Source organism: Ectopseudomonas khazarica, assembly GCF_004521985.1.
In the GTDB taxonomy this organism is placed as follows: Bacteria; Pseudomonadota; Gammaproteobacteria; order Pseudomonadales; family Pseudomonadaceae; genus Aquipseudomonas; species Aquipseudomonas khazarica.
This window is the reverse complement of sequence record NZ_SBHZ01000009.1, coordinates 40,631-60,184: the sequence shown is the minus strand read 5'-3', so window position 1 is coordinate 60,184 and position 19,554 is coordinate 40,631. Positions and strand designations below refer to the sequence as shown.

23 protein-coding genes are annotated in these 19,554 nt (G+C 63.4%); 15 read left to right on the top strand and 8 right to left on the bottom strand.

Annotated features, from left to right (window positions below; genetic code table 11):
• Window positions 1–55: 55 nt before the first annotated feature.
• The 6 genes from EPK82_RS13380 to EPK82_RS13355 form a co-directional block, all read right to left on the bottom strand.
• Window positions 56–1,549 carry an RNA polymerase factor sigma-54 gene (locus EPK82_RS13380; protein ID WP_037046500.1) on the bottom strand — a complete coding sequence of 498 codons (1,494 nt, stop codon included), beginning with the start codon at window positions 1,547–1,549 and terminating at the stop codon, window positions 56–58.
• A gap of 136 nt (window positions 1,550–1,685) precedes the next feature.
• On the bottom strand, window positions 1,686–2,411 hold the full coding sequence (gene lptB / locus EPK82_RS13375; RefSeq protein ID WP_037046502.1) for an LPS export ABC transporter ATP-binding protein: 726 nt from the start codon (window positions 2,409–2,411) through the stop codon (window positions 1,686–1,688).
• Window positions 2,411–2,953, bottom strand: a complete 543-nt coding sequence (lptA, locus tag EPK82_RS13370) for a lipopolysaccharide transport periplasmic protein LptA (RefSeq protein ID WP_037046505.1) — start codon at window positions 2,951–2,953, stop codon at window positions 2,411–2,413. The genes lptB and lptA overlap by 1 nt, the downstream gene beginning before the upstream one ends.
• Window positions 2,940–3,506 (bottom strand): LPS export ABC transporter periplasmic protein LptC, encoded by a 567-nt coding sequence (gene lptC / locus EPK82_RS13365; protein WP_037046507.1) that lies wholly within the window; start codon window positions 3,504–3,506, stop codon window positions 2,940–2,942. Before lptC ends, lptA begins: the two co-directional genes overlap by 14 nt.
• A gap of 7 nt (window positions 3,507–3,513) precedes the next feature.
• Entirely contained in the window at window positions 3,514–4,035 is a 522-nt protein-coding gene (locus EPK82_RS13360; RefSeq protein ID WP_037046510.1) for a KdsC family phosphatase, read from the bottom strand.
• Window positions 4,035–5,009, bottom strand: a complete 975-nt coding sequence (locus EPK82_RS13355; protein ID WP_134676875.1) for a KpsF/GutQ family sugar-phosphate isomerase — start codon at window positions 5,007–5,009, stop codon at window positions 4,035–4,037. The genes EPK82_RS13360 and EPK82_RS13355 overlap by 1 nt, the downstream gene beginning before the upstream one ends.
• Here EPK82_RS13355 and EPK82_RS13350 point away from each other — a divergent pair.
• The 11 genes from EPK82_RS13350 (at window position 5,008) to hisC (ending at window position 13,293) form a co-directional block, all read left to right on the top strand.
• On the top strand, window positions 5,008–5,253 hold the full coding sequence (locus EPK82_RS13350; RefSeq protein WP_134676874.1) for a hypothetical protein: 246 nt from the start codon (window positions 5,008–5,010) through the stop codon (window positions 5,251–5,253). The genes EPK82_RS13355 and EPK82_RS13350 overlap by 2 nt on opposite strands.
• The gene (locus EPK82_RS13345) at window positions 5,250–6,059 is read left to right on the top strand and encodes an ATP-binding cassette domain-containing protein (protein WP_037046517.1); all 810 of its coding nucleotides are present in this window, start codon (window positions 5,250–5,252) and stop codon (window positions 6,057–6,059) included. The genes EPK82_RS13350 and EPK82_RS13345 overlap by 4 nt, the downstream gene beginning before the upstream one ends.
• Window positions 6,059–6,856 carry a lipid asymmetry maintenance ABC transporter permease subunit MlaE gene (gene mlaE / locus EPK82_RS13340; RefSeq protein ID WP_134676873.1) on the top strand — a complete coding sequence of 266 codons (798 nt, stop codon included), beginning with the start codon at window positions 6,059–6,061 and terminating at the stop codon, window positions 6,854–6,856. The genes EPK82_RS13345 and mlaE overlap by 1 nt, the downstream gene beginning before the upstream one ends.
• Window positions 6,856–7,326 carry an outer membrane lipid asymmetry maintenance protein MlaD gene (mlaD, locus tag EPK82_RS13335; RefSeq protein ID WP_134676872.1) on the top strand — a complete coding sequence of 157 codons (471 nt, stop codon included), beginning with the start codon at window positions 6,856–6,858 and terminating at the stop codon, window positions 7,324–7,326. Before mlaE ends, mlaD begins: the two co-directional genes overlap by 1 nt.
• Before the next feature lie 14 nt (window positions 7,327–7,340).
• Window positions 7,341–7,973: an MlaC/ttg2D family ABC transporter substrate-binding protein gene (locus EPK82_RS13330; protein WP_037046526.1), complete on the top strand. Its 633-nt coding sequence runs from the start codon at window positions 7,341–7,343 to the stop codon at window positions 7,971–7,973.
• Window positions 7,970–8,275 carry an STAS domain-containing protein gene (locus tag EPK82_RS13325; protein ID WP_134676871.1) on the top strand — a complete coding sequence of 102 codons (306 nt, stop codon included), beginning with the start codon at window positions 7,970–7,972 and terminating at the stop codon, window positions 8,273–8,275. The genes EPK82_RS13330 and EPK82_RS13325 overlap by 4 nt, the downstream gene beginning before the upstream one ends.
• A 123-nt stretch (window positions 8,276–8,398) precedes the next feature.
• On the top strand, window positions 8,399–8,638 hold the full coding sequence (locus EPK82_RS13320; RefSeq protein WP_017678930.1) for a BolA family protein: 240 nt from the start codon (window positions 8,399–8,401) through the stop codon (window positions 8,636–8,638).
• Window positions 8,639–8,660: 22 nt separating this feature from the next.
• The gene (gene murA / locus EPK82_RS13315) at window positions 8,661–9,926 is read left to right on the top strand and encodes a UDP-N-acetylglucosamine 1-carboxyvinyltransferase (RefSeq protein WP_037046532.1); all 1,266 of its coding nucleotides are present in this window, start codon (window positions 8,661–8,663) and stop codon (window positions 9,924–9,926) included.
• A 150-nt stretch (window positions 9,927–10,076) separates the two neighbouring features.
• On the top strand, window positions 10,077–10,712 hold the full coding sequence (hisG, locus tag EPK82_RS13310) for an ATP phosphoribosyltransferase (RefSeq protein WP_037046535.1): 636 nt from the start codon (window positions 10,077–10,079) through the stop codon (window positions 10,710–10,712).
• Between the two features lie 137 nt (window positions 10,713–10,849).
• Window positions 10,850–12,160: a histidinol dehydrogenase gene (gene hisD / locus EPK82_RS13305; protein WP_134676870.1), complete on the top strand. Its 1,311-nt coding sequence runs from the start codon at window positions 10,850–10,852 to the stop codon at window positions 12,158–12,160.
• A gap of 80 nt (window positions 12,161–12,240) precedes the next feature.
• The gene (gene hisC, locus EPK82_RS13300; RefSeq protein ID WP_134676869.1) at window positions 12,241–13,293 is read left to right on the top strand and encodes a histidinol-phosphate transaminase; all 1,053 of its coding nucleotides are present in this window, start codon (window positions 12,241–12,243) and stop codon (window positions 13,291–13,293) included.
• Between the two features lie 54 nt (window positions 13,294–13,347).
• On the opposite strand, the gene algW is transcribed toward hisC, so the two are convergent.
• Window positions 13,348–14,490, bottom strand: coding sequence for a Do family serine endopeptidase AlgW (gene algW / locus EPK82_RS13295; RefSeq protein WP_037046548.1), 1,143 nt, complete (start codon window positions 14,488–14,490; stop codon window positions 13,348–13,350).
• 110 nt (window positions 14,491–14,600) lie between these two features.
• Here algW and EPK82_RS13290 point away from each other — a divergent pair, with 110 nt between their 5' ends.
• The 4 genes from EPK82_RS13290 (at window position 14,601) to cysN (ending at window position 18,744) form a co-directional block, all read left to right on the top strand.
• Window positions 14,601–15,359 carry a Nif3-like dinuclear metal center hexameric protein gene (locus EPK82_RS13290; RefSeq protein ID WP_134676868.1) on the top strand — a complete coding sequence of 253 codons (759 nt, stop codon included), beginning with the start codon at window positions 14,601–14,603 and terminating at the stop codon, window positions 15,357–15,359.
• Window positions 15,360–15,491: 132 nt separating this feature from the next.
• On the top strand, window positions 15,492–16,409 hold the full coding sequence (cysD, locus tag EPK82_RS13285; RefSeq protein WP_037046552.1) for a sulfate adenylyltransferase subunit CysD: 918 nt from the start codon (window positions 15,492–15,494) through the stop codon (window positions 16,407–16,409).
• Between the two features lie 48 nt (window positions 16,410–16,457).
• Complete coding sequence (locus EPK82_RS13280; protein WP_037046554.1) at window positions 16,458–16,799, top strand: four helix bundle protein; 342 nt, start codon at window positions 16,458–16,460, stop codon at window positions 16,797–16,799.
• Window positions 16,800–16,848: 49 nt separating this feature from the next.
• Window positions 16,849–18,744, top strand: coding sequence for a sulfate adenylyltransferase subunit CysN (gene cysN / locus EPK82_RS13275; RefSeq protein WP_134676867.1), 1,896 nt, complete (start codon window positions 16,849–16,851; stop codon window positions 18,742–18,744).
• Between the two features lie 194 nt (window positions 18,745–18,938).
• Here the strand turns inward: cysN and EPK82_RS13270 are convergent, their stop codons facing one another.
• Complete coding sequence (locus tag EPK82_RS13270; protein ID WP_037046561.1) at window positions 18,939–19,370, bottom strand: YhcB family protein; 432 nt, start codon at window positions 19,368–19,370, stop codon at window positions 18,939–18,941.
• Window positions 19,371–19,554 lie beyond the last annotated feature (184 nt).

Genomic DNA, 19,554 nt, shown 5'->3' with positions numbered 1-19,554 from the left:
CGACCCGCCACCGGAACACGTTGGCTTGGAGGCCCAGGCCTCCAATCGATCTGGCCTACATCAGTCGCTTGCGCTCACTGGAGGGCGCTATGCCGAGGGACTCGCGATACTTGGCGACCGTCCGACGGGCGACTTGGATGCCTTGTGCCTCCAGTAAACCAGCGATCTTGCTGTCACTCAACGGCTTTTTCGCGTTTTCTGCAGCGACCAGTTTCTTGATGATTGCGCGGATCGCGGTGGACGAGCATTCGCCCCCTTCGGAGGTGCTGACGTGGCTGGAGAAGAAGTATTTCAGCTCGTAAATGCCACGCGGGGTGTGCATGAACTTCTGCGTGGTCACGCGCGAGATGGTCGACTCGTGCATGCCGACCGCTTCGGCGATGTCGTGCAGGACCAGCGGTTTCATCGCCTCGTCGCCGTAGTCGAGGAAGCCGCGCTGGTGCTCGACGATCTGCGTGGCCACCTTCATCAGCGTTTCGTTGCGGCTTTGCAGGCTCTTGATGAACCAGCGCGCTTCCTGCAGCTGGTTGCGCATGAAGGTGTTGTCGGCGCTGGAGTCGGCTCGCTTGACGAAGCCCGCGTACTGCGCGTTGACGCGCAGGCGTGGCATGGCTTCCTGGTTGAGCTCCACCAGCCAGCGATCGTTGTGCTTGCGCACGATCACGTCCGGTACCACGTATTCCGGCTCGCTGGATTCGATCTGCGAGCCGGGGCGCGGATTGAGGCGCTGGATCAGTTCGATGACCTGGCGCAGTTCGTCTTCCTTGAGCTTGGTGCGCCGCATCAGCTGGGCGTAGTCGCGGCTGCCGAGCACTTCGAGGAAGTCACTGACCACACGCTGCGTCTCGCTCAGCCATGGCGTGCCGGCAGGCAGCTGGCGCAATTGCAGCAGCAGGCACTCGCGCAGGTCGCGCGCGCCGATGCCGGCCGGCTCGAACTGCTGGATGCGATGCAGGACGACCTCGACTTCGTCCTGCTCGATGTCGAGTTCAGGGTCGAAGGACTCGGTGACTTCCTCGAGGGTCTCTTCGAGGTAGCCGTCGTTGTTGATGCAGTCGATCAGGGTGGCGGCGATCAGGCGGTCCTTGTCGGACATGGGCGCCAGGTTCAGCTGCCAGAGCAGGTGGCTCTGCAGGCTCTCGCCGCTGGAAGTACGGGTGGTGAAGTCCCACTCGTCATCGTCGTTGCTCGGCAGGCTGCTGGCGCTGGTCTGGTAGACGTCTTCCCAGGCCGTGTCGACCGGCAGTTCATTGGGAATGCGCTCTGCCCACTCGCCTTCTTCCAGGCTGTCCACCGTCGGGGTGGATTCCTGGTAGCTGTCTTCCTTGCTGGGGGTGGGGGCGGCGCTTTCCGCGCCGTCGGCCATGGGGTCGCTGTTGTCGAAGTCGTCGCCGTCTTCCTGGCGCTCGAGCATGGGGTTGGATTCCAGTGCCTCCTGGATTTCCTGTTGCAGGTCCAGGGTCGACAGTTGGAGGAGGCGGATAGCCTGTTGCAGCTGCGGTGTCATCGTCAGCTGCTGGCCCATCTTGAGGACTAGCGATGGTTTCATTGCAGACCTTAATTTACTGGCGAGTTACGCCTTCCACATCAGGGCGCCGAAGCGCCGCCAGGAAGCAAATTATATGCCTGAATTTCTCGTTCTTGCCTAGGGGGTGCAATATTTCTGTAGCGAAATAGCCTGCGCCCTACAGGCGGAACTCGTGGCCCAGATACACCTCTTTCACCGTCTGGTTGGCGAGGATGGTCTCGGCGTTGCCTTCGGCGATCAGCTGGCCGTCGTTGACGATGTAGGCGGTCTCGCAGATGTCCAGGGTCTCGCGCACGTTGTGATCGGTGATCAGGATGCCGATGCCCTTGGCTTTGAGGTGATGGATGATCTGCTTGATGTCACCCACCGAGATCGGGTCGACGCCGGCGAAGGGTTCGTCGAGGAGGATGAACTTCGGGTTGGTGGCCAGGGCGCGAGCGATCTCCACGCGACGTCGTTCACCACCGGACAGGCTCATGCCCAGGCTGTCGGCGATGTGGTGGATATGGAATTCCTGCAGCAGGCTTTCCAGTTCGGCCTGACGTCCGGCGCGGTCGAGATCCTTGCGGGTCTCGAGGATGGCCATGATGTTGTCGGCTACCGACAGCTTGCGGAAGATCGAGGCTTCCTGCGGCAGGTAGCCGATGCCAGCGCGAGCGCGGCCATGCATGGGCTGATGGCTGACGTCGATGTCGTCGATCAGCACGCGGCCCTGATCGGCGCGTACCAGGCCGACGATCATGTAGAAGCAGGTGGTCTTGCCGGCGCCGTTGGGGCCCAGCAGGCCGACGATCTGCCCGCTTTCGATGCTCACGCTGACGTCGCGCACGACCTGGCGGCTCTTGTAGCTTTTCGCCAGATGTTGGGCTTTGAGAATGGCCATTACTGCTGTGCCTGATCCGCGGGTTTGTTCTTCGGTTGGATGACCATGTCGATGCGCGGGCGCGGCGTGCTGACATTGCTGCCAGTGGCGCGGCCTGCGTTGACGATCTGGCGGCGGGTGTCGTAGACGATCTTCTCGCCTTCGAAGGTATTGCCTTCCTGAATCACCTTGGCCTGATCGATCAGCACGATGCGTTCGTTGCTGGCGAAGTACTGGATCGTCTTGCCGTAGGCCTTGACGATGTCCTTGTCCACGTCCGGCTTCTGCTCGTAGTAGGCGAGGTTGCCCACCGAGGTGAACACGTCGATGTCACCGCTGGCGGTCTGGGTGATGGTGACGGTGTCGCCGGTGATCTTCAGGGTGCCCTGAGTGATGATCACATCGCCGCGATAGACTGCGACGCCCTGCTTGTCATCCAGCTCGGCCGTGTCGGCCTGGATGCGGATCGGCTGGTCGCGATCCGATGGCAGTGCCCAGGCGGCCGCGCTTCCCAATGCGGCGCCGAGGCTGAGAATCAGGGGGAGGGTGTTAACGAACCTCATGCTGGCCTCTTACGTTGGACTGCAGGATCATCCTGCCGTCATTCAAGTACGCTTTCATTCCTTGTGCCGTGGTCACCCCATTGGCCGCGACGATTCTAACGGCTTGCTTGGTCTGCGCATATTCCTTGTCGGGAATTACGGTCATGCGGCTGCTGGTGATGATGGTCGGGCGGTTCTTGGCATCGGTGCGCGCGATGCGCACATCGTCGATCAGCTCCACCTCGGTGCCGCCGGGGGAGACCTCGGCGCGCTGGCTGGTGACTTTCCAGGGCAGTTCGCTGCCGCGGTAGAGGTCCAGCTTGGGGGTGTCGACCAGGGTGATGTCAGTGCTCTTGACGTGCTCGAGCTTCTCCGCGGTCATGCGGTAGTGCAGCTTGCCGTCATCCTGGTACTGCACGGTGCGCGCACCCAGGACGTAGAAGTCGATGGCGTCGTCGTTGCTGGCCTGTTGCGGCTTGTGGGCGTTTTCCGGGGCGATGTTCCAGTACCCGAGGGCGGCCACGACGGCTGCGATCAGGGCGAAAATCAGGGTGTTGATGGCTTTGCGCAGCATGCTTGGCTCACAGGTAGGCGGCTTGAGCCGCATCCAGCGTGCCCTGGGCACGCATGATCAGTTCGCAGAATTCCCGGGCGGCGCCTTCCCCGCCGCGCGCCTGGGTCACGCCATGGGCGTGCTGGCGCACGAAGCTGTCCGCGCTGGCCACGGCCATGCCCAGACCGACGCGACGGATGACCGGCAGGTCCGGCAGGTCATCGCCCAGGTAGGCGACCTGCTCGTAGTCTAGGCCGAGTTCGGCGAGCAGGCCGTCGAGAACGACGAGCTTGTCTTCACGGCCCTGGAACAGGTGCTGGATGCCGAGGTTGTTGGCGCGGCGCTCGACCACCGGGGTCTTGCGCCCGCTGATGATGGCGGTGCGCACGCCCGAGCCGATGAGCATCTTGATGCCGTGGCCGTCGAGGGTGTTGAAGGTCTTGAACTCGCTGCCGTCTTCGAGGAAGTACAGGCGGCCGTCGGTGAGTACGCCATCGACGTCGAAGATCGCCAGCTTGACGGCGCGTGCTCGCTGCAGCAGGTCGTTCATCACATCACCCCCGCGCGCAGCAGGTCGTGCATGTTCAATGCGCCGACCGGGTTGTCCTGGTCGTCGACGACGACCAGAGCATTGATCTTGTGGTCTTCCATGATCTTCAGGGCCTCTGCCGCGAGCATCTCTGCGCGGGCGGTCTTTCCATGCGGGGTCATCACCTCATCGATCAGCGCCTGGCGCACGTCGATGCCCTTGTCCAGCGTGCGACGCAGGTCGCCATCGGTGAAGATGCCAGCCAGGCGGCCGTCGTTCTCCAGTACCACGGTCATGCCCAGGCCTTTCTGGGTCATTTCCAGCAGTGCGTCACGCAGGCTGGTGCCGCGTTGCACGCAGGGCAGTGCGTCGCCCTTGTGCATGACGTTCTCCACTTTCAGCAGCAGGCGGCGGCCAAGCGCGCCGCCCGGGTGGGAGAAGGCGAAGTCTTCGGCGGTGAAGCCGCGAGCTTCCAGCAGGGCGATGGCCAGTGCGTCGCCCAGTACCAGGCTGGCGGTGGTCGAGGAGGTCGGTGCCAGGTTCAGCGGGCAGGCTTCCTGCGAGACGCTGGCATCGAGATTGACCTCGGCGGCCTGGGCCAGCGGCGAGTTCGGGTTGCCGGTCATGCTGATCAGGCGGATGCCGAGACGCTTGATCAGCGGCAGCAGCGTGACGATCTCCGCCGTGGAACCGGAGTTGGACAGGGCCAGGACGATGTCGTCGCGGGTGATCATGCCCATGTCGCCGTGGCTGGCTTCGGCCGGATGGACGAAGAACGCGGTGGTGCCGGTGCTGGCCAGGGTAGCGGCGATCTTGTTACCGATGTGCCCGGACTTGCCCATGCCGACCACGACCACGCGGCCCTTGCAGTCCAGGATCAGCTCGCAGGCCTTGACGAAATCTGCGTCGATACGAGGCAAAAGTTCCTGTACTGCTTCGATCTCGAGGCGAATGGTGCGCTGCGCGGAGTCAATCAGGTCGCGGGTCTGGTTCATGCTGAACGAAGCTTCGGGCGAAAAAGACGGGGATTATAAACGGAAAAGCTTGCAGCGCTCACCTTTGCTGAGTGTGCTTAGTATCGAAGCTGTCGCAAGTCTGAACGCTGGCGCGCGCCGCTATTGGGCGGCAACTCCAGCAAATGCTATAGTCCGCGGCCATTTCGGCCATCTTGCAGGTGTGTCCCATCGGGTGAGAGATGGCGTCTGCCAGGAAGGCCAGTTTTTCAAGGAGTTCAGATGAGCGCCGAGCACGAGTATGCGATTGAGCTGCAGGGCGTCAGCTTCAAACGTGGCGCGCGGTCGATCTTCGATGCGGTCGATATCCGCATACCGCGCGGCAAGGTCACCGGCATCATGGGGCCGTCCGGTTGCGGCAAGACCACGCTGCTGCGGCTGATCGCCGCCGAGTTGCGTCCGTCCGCCGGTGATGTCCGCGTCGCGGGCGTCAGTCTGCCGAAGCTGTCGCGCGATGAGTTGTTCGACATGCGCAAGCAGATGGGCGTGCTGTTCCAGAGTGGCGCGCTGTTCACCGACCTCGATGTCTTCGAGAACGTCGCCTTTCCGTTGCGCGTGCACACCAAGCTGCCCGAAGAGATGATCCGCGACATCGTGCTGATGAAGCTGCAGGCCGTCGGTCTGCGTGGCGCACTGGAGCTGATGCCGGACGAGCTGTCCGGCGGCATGAAGCGTCGTGTGGCCCTGGCGCGTGCCATTGCGCTGGACCCGCAGATACTGCTGTACGACGAGCCCTTCGTCGGCCAGGACCCCATCGCCATGGGCGTGCTGGTGCGCCTGATCCGCCTGCTCAATGACGCGCTGGGAATCACCAGCGTGGTGGTCTCTCACGACCTTGCGGAAACCGCCAGCATTGCCGACTACCTCTATGTCGTCGGTGATGCGCAGGTGCTGGGGCACGGCACTCCGGCCGAGCTGATGGAGTCGGATAACCCGCGTATCCGGCAGTTCATGAAAGGCACGCCGGATGGTCCGGTGCCCTTTCATTATCCGGCGCCGGATTACCGCGAAGATCTGTTGGGGAGAGGTTGATGCGCAGAATTTCACCGCTCGAACGGCTGAGTCTGTTCGGTCGTGCTGGTATCGATGTGGTGGCGACGCTGGGGCGCTCGATGCTGTTCCTGGTGGGCGCGCTGTTCGGCCGCAACCGCGCCGGCAAGCCGATGCAACTGCTGATCAAGCAACTGTTCGCCGTCGGCGTGATGTCGCTGGCGATCATCGTCGTCTCCGGCGTCTTCATCGGCATGGTGCTGGCTCTGCAGGGCTACAACATCCTGGTCAGCTATGGCTCCGAGCAGGCCGTGGGGCAGATGGTCGCCCTGACCCTGTTGCGTGAGCTTGGCCCGGTGGTGACTGCGCTGCTGTTCGCCGGACGTGCCGGTTCGGCGCTGACCGCCGAGATCGGCAACATGAAATCCACCGAGCAGCTGTCCAGCCTGGAAATGATCGGTGTCGATCCGCTCAAGTACATCGTCGCCCCGCGCCTCTGGGCTGGTTTCATCTCCATGCCGCTGCTGGCGATGATCTTCAGTGTCGTCGGCATCTGGGGCGGGGCCATGGTCGCCGTCGACTGGCTGGGAGTCTACGAGGGCTCGTTCTGGTCCAACATGCAGAACAGCGTTTCCTTCTATGACGATGTGCTCAACGGCGTTATCAAGAGCATCGTCTTCGCCTTCGTGGTGACCTGGATCGCCGTGTTCCAGGGATATGACTGCGAGCCCACGTCCGAGGGGATCAGTCGCGCCACTACCCGTACCGTTGTCTATGCCTCGCTGGCCGTGCTGGGGCTGGATTTCATTCTGACCGCTTTGATGTTTGGAGATTTCTGATGCAAAACCGCACGCTGGAGATTGGTGTCGGTCTGTTCCTGATGGCAGGTGTGCTGGCCCTGCTGCTGCTGGCCCTGCGCGTCAGCGGCCTGAGCGTCGGATCGGCGGGTGACACCTACAAGGTCTATGCCTATTTCGACAACATTGCCGGCCTGACCGTGCGCGCCAAGGTGACCATGGCCGGTGTCAGTATCGGCAAGGTGACGGCCATCGACCTGGATCGTGACAGCTACATGGGGCGGGTGACCCTGGAACTCGACGGTAACGTCGACAATCTACCCGAGGACTCCACTGCGTCGATTCTGACCGCAGGGCTGCTCGGCGAGAAATACATCGGCATCAGCGTGGGTGGTGAAGAGACGGTGCTCAAAGACGGCAGCACCATCCACGACACCCAGTCGTCGCTGGTGCTGGAAGACCTGATTGGCAAATTCCTGCTCAATTCGGTCAATAAAGACGAAGCCAATTGATGAGGGCTCCCAAGATGTTCAAGACCGCACGTAACCTGTTGCTGACCCTACTCGCGGCCATGCCTCTGCTGGCACTGGCGGCGCCGAGCGCTCACGAGGTGGTGCAGCAGACCACCGATACGCTGCTGGCGGACCTCAAGGCCAACAAGGACGAGTACCGTCGTGATCCGGCGGCTTTCTATCAGTCGCTCAACGACATTCTCGGCCCGGTGGTGGATGTCGACGGCATCTCGCGTGGCGTGATGACCGTGCGCTATTCGCGTCAGGCCTCGCCCGAGCAGATGAGCCGCTTCCAGGAGAACTTCAAGCGCAGCCTGATGCAGTTCTACGGCAACGCCCTGCTCGAGTACGACAATCAGGACATCCGTGTGCTGCCGGCCACCGGCAAGCAGGACGCCGAGCGCACCTCGATCGGCATGGAAATCCGTGACGGCAAGGGCGTGGTCTATCCGCTGTCCTACACCATGGTGTCCATGGATGGTGTGTGGAAGCTGCGCAACGTCGTGATCAACGGCATCAACGTCGGCAAGCTGTTCCGCGACCAGTTCGCCCAGTCGATGCAAAACAATCGCAACGACCTGGACAAGGTCATCGACACCTGGGCCGATACCGTGGCCAAGGCGCGTGAGGCGCGAGGCAACTCGTGAGCCAGGCGACTATCATCGAGCGGGCGCCCGGTCAGCTGCAGCTGGCCGGCGTGCTCGACTATCGCACCGGCCCCGGCTTGCGCGAGCAGGGTGCGCGTCTGATCACCGGCTGCAGCGTCAAGCGCCTGGCGTTGGACTGCGCGGCGGTGGAGAAGTCCAGCAGCGTCGGCTTGTCGCTGCTGCTGGCGTTCACCCGCGATGCGTGCGAGTCCGGGCATGAACTGTCGATCAGCGGCCTGCCCGAGGACATGCGGCAGATTGCCCAGGTCAGCGGGTTGCTGGAGTTGCTGCCACTGGCGTAACCGAGAACCGCCTCTCGACGTTCCGTCAGCGGTGCGGCGGGCGGGGTTCGCAGGCGGGAGGCTTTTTTGTATGATGGCCGACCCGCGGGCTCAGGTGCCCGAATGCGTCAGTCGAGGTCGAGCATGCAGGCTGCAGAAGTAAAAAGCCTCCTAGAGGAAAAACTCCCGAATACCCAGGTGGAAGTCGAAGGCGAAGGCTGCAACTTCCAGCTGAACCTGATCAGCGACGATCTGGCCGCTCTCAGCCCGGTCAAGCGTCAGCAGCAGATCTATGCCCACCTCAACGCCTGGATCGCCGATGGCAGCATCCACGCCGTGACCATGAAATTTTTCAGCCAGGCCGATTGGGCCGCGCGTTCCTGAGCCTGCGGGCGACGAGATTCCTATGGACAAACTGATCATTACCGGCGGCGCTCGCCTCGATGGCGAAATCCGTATTTCCGGTGCGAAGAACTCTGCGCTGCCGATCCTGGCCGCGACCCTGCTGGGCGATGCGCCGGTCACCATCTGCAACCTGCCGCACCTGCACGACATCACCACCATGATCGAACTGTTCGGTCGCATGGGCATCGAGCCGGTGATCGACGAAAAGCTCTCCGTCGAAGTCGACGCGCGCAGCATCAAGACGCTGGTCGCCCCCTACGAGCTGGTCAAGACCATGCGTGCCTCGATCCTCGTGCTCGGTCCGATGGTCGCCCGTTTCGGTGAAGCCGAAGTTGCCCTGCCTGGCGGTTGCGCCATCGGCTCGCGTCCGGTTGACCTGCACATCCGCGGGCTCGAGGCCATGGGCGCGAAGATCGACGTGGAAGGCGGCTACATCAAGGCCAAGGCGCCGGAAGGCGGCCTGCGTGGCGCGCACTTCTTCTTCGATGTGGTCAGCGTGACCGGCACCGAGAACATCATGATGGCGGCGACCCTGGCCAAGGGCCGCAGCGTGCTGGAAAACGCCGCCCGCGAGCCGGAAGTGGTCGACCTGGCCAACTGCCTGATTGCCATGGGTGCGAAGATTCAGGGTGCGGGTACCGATACCATCGTCATCGACGGTGTCGAGCGTCTCAACGGCGCGCGTTTCAATGTCATGCCCGACCGTATCGAAACCGGTACCTACCTGGTCGCTGCTGCCGTTACCGGTGGTCGCGTCAAGGTCAAGGATGCCGATCCGTCGACCCTGGAGGCCGTGCTGGCCAAGCTGCAGGAAGCGGGTGCCGAGATCACCACCGGCCCGGACTGGATCGAGCTGGACATGAAGGGCAAGCGTCCCAAGGCCGTGAACCTGCGGACCGCGCCTTACCCGGCGTTCCCCACCGACATGCAGGCGCAGTTCATCGCCCTCAACGCGGTGGCCGAAGGCACCGGCACCATCGTCGAGACCGTGTTCGAAAACCGCTTCATGCACGTCTACGAGATGCTGCGCATGGGCGCCAACATCCTGGTCGAGGGCAACACCGCCATCGTCACGGGTGTCGACAAGCTCAAGGGTGCCCCGGTCATGGCGACCGACCTGCGTGCTTCTGCCAGTCTGGTGCTGGCTGCGCTGGTGGCCGATGGCGATACGCTGATCGACCGCATCTACCACATCGACCGTGGCTACGAGTGCATCGAAGAGAAGCTGCAACTGCTGGGTGCCAAGATTCGCCGCGTGCCGGGCTGAGACGCCGCTTGCAACTCGCTGTGCGCCGGCCCTGCTGCGTTGTGACGGGCCTGCAGCCAGCGGCGTTGTGAACAGGTGCCTCCGCGTGCCGCCATTGTCGTAGGGCCGCTTCCCGTCGGAGCGGCCGCTTCCGATCAAGGAAACCGTTTCATGCTGACCATCGCCCTGTCCAAAGGCCGCATTCTCGATGACACCCTGCCACTGCTGGCGGCAGCGGGCATCGAGCCGACCGAGAATCCGGACAAGAGTCGCAAGCTGATCATCCCCACCACTCAGGATGACGTGCGTCTGCTGATCGTGCGCGCCACCGACGTGCCAACCTATGTCGAGCACGGCGCCGCCGATCTCGGCGTGGCCGGCAAGGACGTGCTGATGGAGTACGGTGGCCAGGGTATCTACGAGCCGCTGGACCTGCAGATAGCCAAGTGCAAGCTGATGACCGCCGGCAAGGTCGGTGCGCCGGAGCCCAAGGGGCGCCTGCGCGTCGCCACCAAGTTCGTCAACGTCGCCAAGCGCTACTATGCCGAGCAGGGTCGCCAGGTCGACATCATCAAGCTGTACGGCTCGATGGAGCTGGCGCCGCTGGTGGGGTTGGCGGACAAGATCATCGACGTGGTCGATACCGGCAACACCCTGCGTGCCAACGGTCTGGAACCGCAGGAGCTGATCGCGACGATCAGTTCGCGACTGATCGTCAACAAGGCGTCGATGAAGATGCAGCACGCCCGCATCCAGGCGCTGATCGAAACCCTGCGTGGTGCCGTCGAAGCACGACACCAAGGCTGATCAATGGCACGCCTGCCGTCGCGGCAGGGTGCTTTACCAGCCTATCCGTGTCATAGCCATTTTTCTCGGGTGCCCGCACGGTGGGCTTGCTACATTACGGGCGCCCGAGAAAACGCCAATCAGATGAGGCTTTCGCTATGACCGCTCCCGTTGCCATCCGCCGACTCAATGCTGCCGATCCGGACTTTGCGGCTCATCTGGACCATCTGCTCGCCTGGGAAAGCGTCTCCGACGATGGCGTCAACCAGCGCGTGCTGGAAATCATCAAGGCCGTGCGTGAGCGCGGCGACGCCGCCCTGGTCGAGTACACCCAGCGTTTCGATGCCCTGGAAGTGGCCTCGATGGCCGAACTGATCCTGCCGCGCGCGCGTCTGGAACAGGCGCTGGAACGCATCACTGCCGAGCAGCGTGCGGCCCTGGAAGTGGCCGCGGAGCGCGTGCGCAGCTACCACGAGAAGCAGAAGCAGGACTCCTGGCGTTACAGCGAGGCCGACGGCACCGTGCTCGGGCAGAAGGTCACTCCGCTGGACCGCGCCGGCCTGTACGTGCCGGGCGGCAAGGCGTCCTATCCGTCGTCGGTGCTGATGAACGCCATTCCGGCCAAGGTCGCCGGCGTGCCGGAAGTGGTCATGGTGGTGCCGACCCCGCGTGGCGAGATCAACGAGCTGGTGCTGGCCGCCGCCGCCCTGGCCGGTGTCGACCGCGTGTTCACCATCGGTGGCGCGCAGGCCGTCGCTGCCCTGGCCTATGGCACCGAGAGCGTGCCGCCGGTGGACAAGATCGTCGGCCCCGGCAACATCTACGTGGCCACCGCCAAGCGCCATGTGTTCGGCAAGGTCGGTATCGACATGATCGCCGGGCCGTCCGAGATTCTCGTGGTCTGCGACGGCGCGACCGATCCGGACTGGATCGCCATGGACCTGTTTTCCCAGGCCGAGCACGACGAAGATGCCCAGTCGATCCTGGTCAGCCCGGATGCCGCCTTCCTCGACCGCGTGGCCGAGAGCATCGCCAGGCTGCTGCCGACCATGGAGCGTGCCGAGATCATCCGCACTTCGCTGGAAGGCCGTGGCGCACTGGTGCAGGTGGCGGACATGGCCGAGGCCATCGAGGTCGCCAACCGCATCGCCCCGGAACACCTGGAGCTGTCGGTGGCCGACCCGGAAGCCTGGCTGCCGCAGATTCGCCACGCTGGTGCGATCTTCATGGGGCGTTACACCGCCGAGGCGCTGGGCGACTATGTCGCCGGCCCCAACCACGTGCTGCCGACGTCCGGGACTGCGCGCTTTTCCTCGCCGCTGGGGGTGTATGACTTCCAGAAGCGTTCGTCGATCATCTTCTGTTCGCCGGACGGGGCGTCCGAGCTGGGCAAGAGCGCTTCGGTGCTGGCCCGCGGCGAGTCGCTGACCGCGCATGCGCGCAGCGCCGAGTACCGCATCAAGCCTTAACGGCCGCGCAGGGTGGACAACGCTACGCTTGTCCACCGCTTTGCATAAGACAACTCAAGTATTCGAGGAGAGAAGGGCAGATGAGCAAATTCTGGAGCCCCTTCGTCAAGGACCTGGTGCCCTACGTGCCGGGTGAGCAGCCGAAGCTGAGCAAGCTGGTCAAGCTCAACACCAACGAAAACCCCTACGGTCCTTCGCCCAGGGCCATCGCGGCCATGCAGGCGGAGCTGAACGATGACCTGCGCCTGTACCCGGACCCCAACGGCGATCGCCTGAAGCAGGCGGTGGCCGAGTACTACGGCGTGCAGCCGGCCCAGGTGTTCGTCGGCAACGGTTCCGACGAGGTGCTGGCACACGCTTTCCACGGCCTGTTCCAGCATGGCGCGCCGCTGCTGTTCCCGGACATCAGCTACAGCTTCTACCCGGTGTACTGCGGCCTGTACGGTATCGACCATGAGCAGGTGGCGCTGGACGAGCAGTTCCAGATCCGTGTCGAGGACTACGCCAGGCCCAATGGCGGCATCATCTTCCCCAACCCCAATGCGCCGACCGGCTGCCTGCTGCCGCTCGACGCCATCGAGCGCCTGCTGCAGGGCAGCCCTGATTCTGTGGTGCTGGTGGACGAGGCCTACATCGACTTCGGTGGCGAGACGGCGATCAGCCTGGTGGACAAGTACCCCAATCTGCTGGTCACCCAGACCTTGTCCAAGTCGCGCTCGCTGGCCGGTCTGCGCGTCGGTATCGCCGTGGGCCATCCCGACCTGATCGAGGCCCTGGAGCGAATCAAGAACAGCTTCAATTCCTACCCGCTCGATCGCATGGCGATCGCCGGTGCGGCGGCGGCCTTCGCGGACCGTGACTACTTCGAGCAGACCTGCCAGCAGGTCATCGCCAGCCGCGAGGCGGTGGTGGCGGGCCTGCAGGGGCTGGGATTCGAGGTGCTGCCATCGGCGGCAAACTTCGTCTTTGCCCGCCATCCCGGCAAGGACGCTGCGACCCTGGCGGCCGGTCTGCGTGAGCAGGGCGTGATCGTGCGGCACTTCAAGCAGCCGCGCATTGCTCAGTTCCTGCGCATCACCATCGGTGCGCCGGAGCAGAACCAGGCGTTGCTGGAGGCCTTGCAGGGGCTGTAAGGCGCCCGCGGGGCAGGCACGAAAAAGCCGGCATCAGCCGGCTTTTTCATGTCTTCAGTTACCGTTGGCCGGTGGGCGAATGCCGATTTCCGCGGTCAGATCCAACTGCTTGCCGTTGCGCAGGACTTCGATGCGGATCTTGTCGCCAGGCTTGGTGCGTGCCACCTGATTCATCGAGCGACGCCCGTCGCTGGCCGCTTCGCCATCGATGCTGAGGATCAGGTCGCCTGGCTGCAGGCCGGCGCGTTGCGCCGGGCCGTCGCGGTAGACACCGGCGACGACGATGCCGGGGCGGCCTTCCAGACCGAAGGACTCGGCCAGTTCCGGGGTCAGCGGCTGCACTTCGACGCCCAGGTAACCACGGATCACCTGGCCATGTTCGATGATCGCCTGCATCACCTCCATTGCCAGTTTGACCGGGATGGCGAAGCCGATGCCCTGCGAACCACCGGACTTGGAGAAGATCGCGGTGTTGATGCCCACCAGGTTGCCATGTGCGTCGACCAGCGCGCCGCCCGAGTTGCCCGGGTTGATCGCCGCATCGGTCTGAATGAAGTCCTCGTAGGTGTTCAGTCCCAGCTGGTTGCGCCCGGTGGCGCTGATGATGCCCATGGTCACGGTCTGGCCGACGCCGAACGGGTTGCCGATGGCCAGGGTCACGTCGCCGATGCGGATGGCATCGGAGCGGCCCAGGGTGATCGCCGGCAGGTTGGGCAGATCGATCTTCAGCACCGCCAGGTCGGTTTCCGGGTCGCTGCCGATCAGCCGTGCGAGGGTTTCGCGGCCGTCCTTGAGCGCCACGACGATCTGGTCGGCGCCGCTGACGACGTGGTTGTTGGTCAGCAGGTAGCCTTCGCGGCTCATCAGCACGGCCGAGCCCAGGCTCGACTCCATGCGCTGCTGGCGGGGCAGGTTGTCACCGAAGAAGCGGCGGAAGGTCGGGTCTTCGAACAGCGGGTGGGCCGGCTTGCTCACCAGCTTGGTGGTATAGAGGTTGGCCACCGCCGGCGACGCCGTGTCCACGGCTTCGGCATAGGACACGGGGCCTTCCTGCAGGCGGCTGTAGGTCGGTGCCTGGACCAGCTGCACTTCCTTGCGCGGCAAGCCGACCCACTCCGGGTACTGCTGAATCAGCAGCAGTGCGAGCAGCACACCGACCAGCAGGGGCCAACCGAGAAAACGCAGTGCCTGGGGCATCGAGACAATCCTGAGGGTTGCGAGGGCAAAAGGTCGCCCTTAAGGTGGCGCATTATAGTGAGGTGCTCGCCAATTAGGCAGCGGCCCGCAACAGCTTGAGAGGAATCTTCATGGCCATTGCCCTGTCCACCCTGGTCGAGGAAGCTGACGCTTTTCTCAACGCGTCGCGCATCAGCGATTACTGCCCCAATGGTCTGCAGGTCGAGGGGCGTCCGCAAGTGCGCCGTATCGTCAGCGGCGTTACCGCCAGTCAGGCACTGATAGAGGCGGCCATCGAGGCCGAGGCCGATGTGCTGCTGGTGCATCACGGCTATTTCTGGAAAGGCGAGAACCCCTGTGTCACCGGCATGAAGCAGCGCCGCCTGAAGTCCCTGCTGGCGCATGACATCAGCCTGCTGGCCTACCACCTGCCGCTGGATGTCCATCCCGAGGTCGGCAACAACGTGCAGCTCGCCCGCCAGCTGGGCATCGTCGTCGAAGGGCCGCTGGAGCCGGACAACCCGCGTACCGTCGGTCTGGTCGGCTCGCTGGCGGAGGCGATGAGTGCCGCCGATTTCGCCCGTCACGTGCAGCAGGCCCTCGGTCGCGAACCGCTGCTGGTCGAAGGGCAGGGGCTGATTCGTCGGGTCGGCTGGTGCACCGGCGGTGGCCAGGGCTACATCGACCAGGCCATCGCCGCAGGGGTCGACCTGTACCTGACCGGCGAGGCCTCCGAGCAGACCTTCCACAGTGCCCGCGAGAATGGCGTGAGCTTCATCGCGGCCGGCCATCACGCGACCGAGCGTTACGGTGTGCAGGCCCTGGGCGACTATCTGGCGCGGCGTTTCGCCCTCGAACACCTGTTCATCGATTGCCCCAACCCCATCTGAATGGCGCTTACGGGCAGGTATAACACTAGATCTTTTCGGTCTAACCAGCGTCCTGAGTATAAGCAGATGCTGTGATAGAGTGCGCGCTCGTCCACGGCCCGCCGGCCCCATAACAGCAAACCGTGAGTAGCCATGCTCGACAAACTGACCCATCTCAAGCAGCTGGAGGCGGAAAGCATCCACATCATTCGTGAAGTGGCCGCCGAATTCGACAACCCGGTGATGCTCTATTCCATCGGCAAGGATTCCGCCGTGATGCTGCACCTGGCCCGCAAGGCGTTCTTTCCCGGCAAGCTGCCATTTCCGGTGATGCACGTCGATACGCGGTGGAAGTTCCAGGAAATGTACCGTTTCCGCGACAAGATGGTCAGCGAAATGGGCCTGGATCTGATCACCCACATCAACCCTGACGGTGTGGCGCAGGACATGAACCCCTTCACCTACGGCAGTGCCAAGCACACCGACGTGATGAAGACCGAGGGCCTCAAGCAGGCGCTGGACAAGTACGGTTTCGACGCCGCCTTCGGCGGTGCCCGCCGCGACGAAGAGAAGTCGCGTGCCAAGGAGCGTGTCTACTCCTTCCGTGACAGCAAGCATCGCTGGGACCCGAAGAACCAGCGCCCCGAGCTGTGGAACGTGTACAACGGCAAGGTGAAGAAGGGCGAGTCGATCCGTGTCTTCCCGCTGTCGAACTGGACCGAGCTGGACATCTGGCAATACATCTATCTGGAGCAGATCCCGATCGTTCCGCTGTACTTCGCCGCGGAGCGTGAAGTGATCGAGCGCAACGGCACGCTGATCATGATCGATGACGAGCGCATCCTCGAGCACCTCTCCGACGAGGAGAAGGCGCGCATCACCAAGAAGATGGTGCGTTTCCGTACCCTCGGCTGCTACCCGCTGACCGGCGCGGTGGAGTCCACGGCGGCGACCCTGCCGGACATCATCCAGGAGATGCTCCTGACCAAGACCAGCGAACGCCAGGGCCGGGTCATCGACCACGACCAGGCCGGTTCGATGGAAGAGAAGAAACGTCAGGGCTATTTCTAAGCCACAAGTGGCAAGCGACAAGCTTCAAGTGGAATGGAGCAAGGGGAAATGGACTTCGAGAAGCTGGAGGTTTGGCAAAGGTCGAAGTCACTGGCCGTGCAAGTCTTCTTAGGGCTTCAGAGTTGCCGTGATTTTGGCTTTCGCGATCAGTTGGGGCGTTCAGCGTTGTCGATTCCCAGCAATATCGCCGAGGGAATGGAACGAGGTAGTGATAGGGAAAAGTGTCATTACTTGCGCATTGCCAAAGGATCATGCGCGGAGTTGCGCACCCAGCTGATCATCGGCAGTGAAATAGGCTACATCCCCGATGCGCTTGCGACACAGTGGGTATCAGAAACCCGAGAGCTTTCCAGAATGCTCAGCGGGTTGATCAACAGAATCTCAGGTTAGCCACCGGTTTGGCTTGCCGCTTGAAGCTTGCAGCTTGGAGCCAAGAAAGATGAGTCACCAATCCGATTTGATCAGCCAGGACATCCTCGCGTACCTGGCTCAGCACGAACGCAAGGAACTGCTGCGTTTTCTCACCTGCGGTAACGTCGACGACGGCAAGAGCACGCTGATCGGTCGCCTGCTGCACGATTCCAAGATGATCTACGAAGACCATCTGGAAGCCATCACCAAGGATTCGAAGAAGGTCGGCACCACCGGCGACGATATCGACCTGGCGCTGCTGGTCGATGGCCTGCAGGCCGAGCGCGAGCAGGGCATCACCATCGATGTGGCCTACCGCTACTTCAGCACCGCCAAGCGCAAGTTCATCATCGCCGACACCCCCGGCCACGAGCAGTACACGCGCAACATGGCCACCGGTGCCTCGACCTGCGACCTGGCGATCATCCTCATCGACGCCCGCTACGGCGTGCAGACCCAGACCAAGCGGCACAGCTTCATCGCCTCCTTGCTGGGCATCAAGCACATCGTGGTCGCCGTCAACAAGATGGACCTGAAGGACTTCGATCAGGGCGTGTTCGAGCAGATCAAGGCCGACTACCTGTCGTTCGCCGAGAAGATCAACCTGCGCCCGACCACCCTCGAGTTCGTGCCGATGTCGGCGCTCAAGGGCGACAACGTGGTCAACAAGTCCGAGCGCTCGCCGTGGTACACCGGCCAGTCGCTGATGGAGATCCTCGAGACCGTCGAGGTCTCCGGCGACCGCAATTTCGACGACCTGCGCTTCCCGGTGCAGTACGTCAACCGCCCCAACCTGAACTTCCGTGGCTTCGCCGGCACCCTGGCCAGCGGTATCGTGCGCAAGGGCGATGAAGTCCTGGCGCTGCCGTCGGGCAAGACCAGCCGGGTCAAGTCCATCGTCACCTACGAAGGTGAGCTGGAGCAGGCCGGTCCGGGCCAGGCCATCACCCTGACCCTGGAAGACGAGATCGACGTGTCGCGCGGCGACATGCTGGTGCACGCCGACAATCGTCCGCAGGTCACCGACGGCTTCGAGGCCATGCTGGTCTGGATGGGCGAAGAGCCGATGCTGCCGGGCAAGAAGTACGACATCAAACGCGCCACCAGCTACGTGCCAGGCTCGATCCCGAGCATCGTGCACCGTGTCGACGTGAACACCCTGGAGCAGGGCGCGGCCAGCGAGCTGAAGCTCAACGAGATCGGCCGGGTCAAGGTGGCGCTGGATGCCCCGATTGCCCTCGATGGCTACGAGCACAACCGCACCACTGGCGCGTTCATCGTCATCGATCGACTGACCAACGGCACCGTTGGTGCCGGCATGATCATCGCCGAGCCGGTCGCTCATGGCGGTGGTCAGCACGGTCGCCTGGCGCACGTGTCGACCGAGGAGCGCGCCTCGCGCTTCGGTCAGCAGCCGGCTACCGTGCTGTTCACCGGCCTCTCCGGTGCTGGCAAGAGCACCCTGGCGTACGCGGTGGAGCGCAAGCTGTTCGACATGGGCCGTGGTGTGTTCGTCCTCGACGGGCAGAACCTGCGCCATGACCTGAACAAGGGCCTGCCGCAGGATCGTGCCGGACGAGCCGAGAACTGGCGTCGTGCCGCGCATGTGGCGCGTCAGTTCAACGAGGCCGGGATGATCGCGCTGGCCGCCTTCGTCGCTCCGGATGCCGAAGGGCGTGAGCAGGCCAAGGCGCTGATCGGCCGCGAGCGTGCGCTGACCGTCTACGTGCAGGCTTCGCCGCAGATCTGCGCCGAGCGTGACCCGCAGGGGCTGTACGCGGCCGGTGGCGACAACATCCCCGGCGAGGGCTTCCCCTACGACGTACCGCTGGATGCCGACCTGGTGATCGACACCCAGTCGCAGTCGATCGAGCAGGGCGTCAAGGCGGTGCTGGAGCTGCTGCGCAGTCGCGGCGCGATCTGATCGTCCTCTGCTGAACGAAAAGGCCCCGCCAGATGTGCGGGGCCTTTTTCGTCAGGGAGCAGGGCGTCGCGATGGCTCGTAACGCGGCAGGCGCTGCGGGTTCGGATGTCACGCCTGCCGCCAGCTGATATCCGTGTCGTCACAGCCAATAAAAAAGCCCCGCAATGCGGGGCTTTTCGTATCTCGCTGGCGGGTTACTTCTTCAGGCCATAGCTCTCGTCCAGCATGCCCGGGCCGTCGTTCTTCGGCGCGTAGTCCTTGGGCATTTCGTAGTTCTTCGGCGGCGTCAGGCGCTCGCGCTTCTCGGCGTTTTCCGCGCTGTTCAGCGTGGCCAGCAGACGCTGACGGGTCAGCTCGTCCAGGGCCAGGCGGTTGGCACCGTCGGACAGGTGTTCCTGCACGTCCTGGTAGCTCTGGGTGAGTTTCTTCACCAGGCTGGCAGTGGTGTTGAAGTGGGTCACCACTTCGTTCTGGTAGGCCTCGAAGCGTGCCTGCATCTCATCCATCTGCCGCTGTGTGCGGCCAGGTGCGGCGTTGGGTGCCAGGCGGGCGAGCAGAAAGCCCACGGCGATGCCGACCACCAGGGTCAGGGCGGGTACCAACCAGGCTGCAAGTGTCTGTTCCACGAGTCCTTCCTCTCAAAACGGCTTTGCTTTACGTTAGCGGCTTGAGCCTGTGCTGTATACGACCAGAACCTGCTCGGAGTCTACTGCGCGTCGGCACTGCTGCGGTAAAAACCGGTTCGGAATGCTCATGTACATCAGTACACTGCGCTTCCTCCCCTGTTTTGGCCTTGCATTGCTCCGGCTC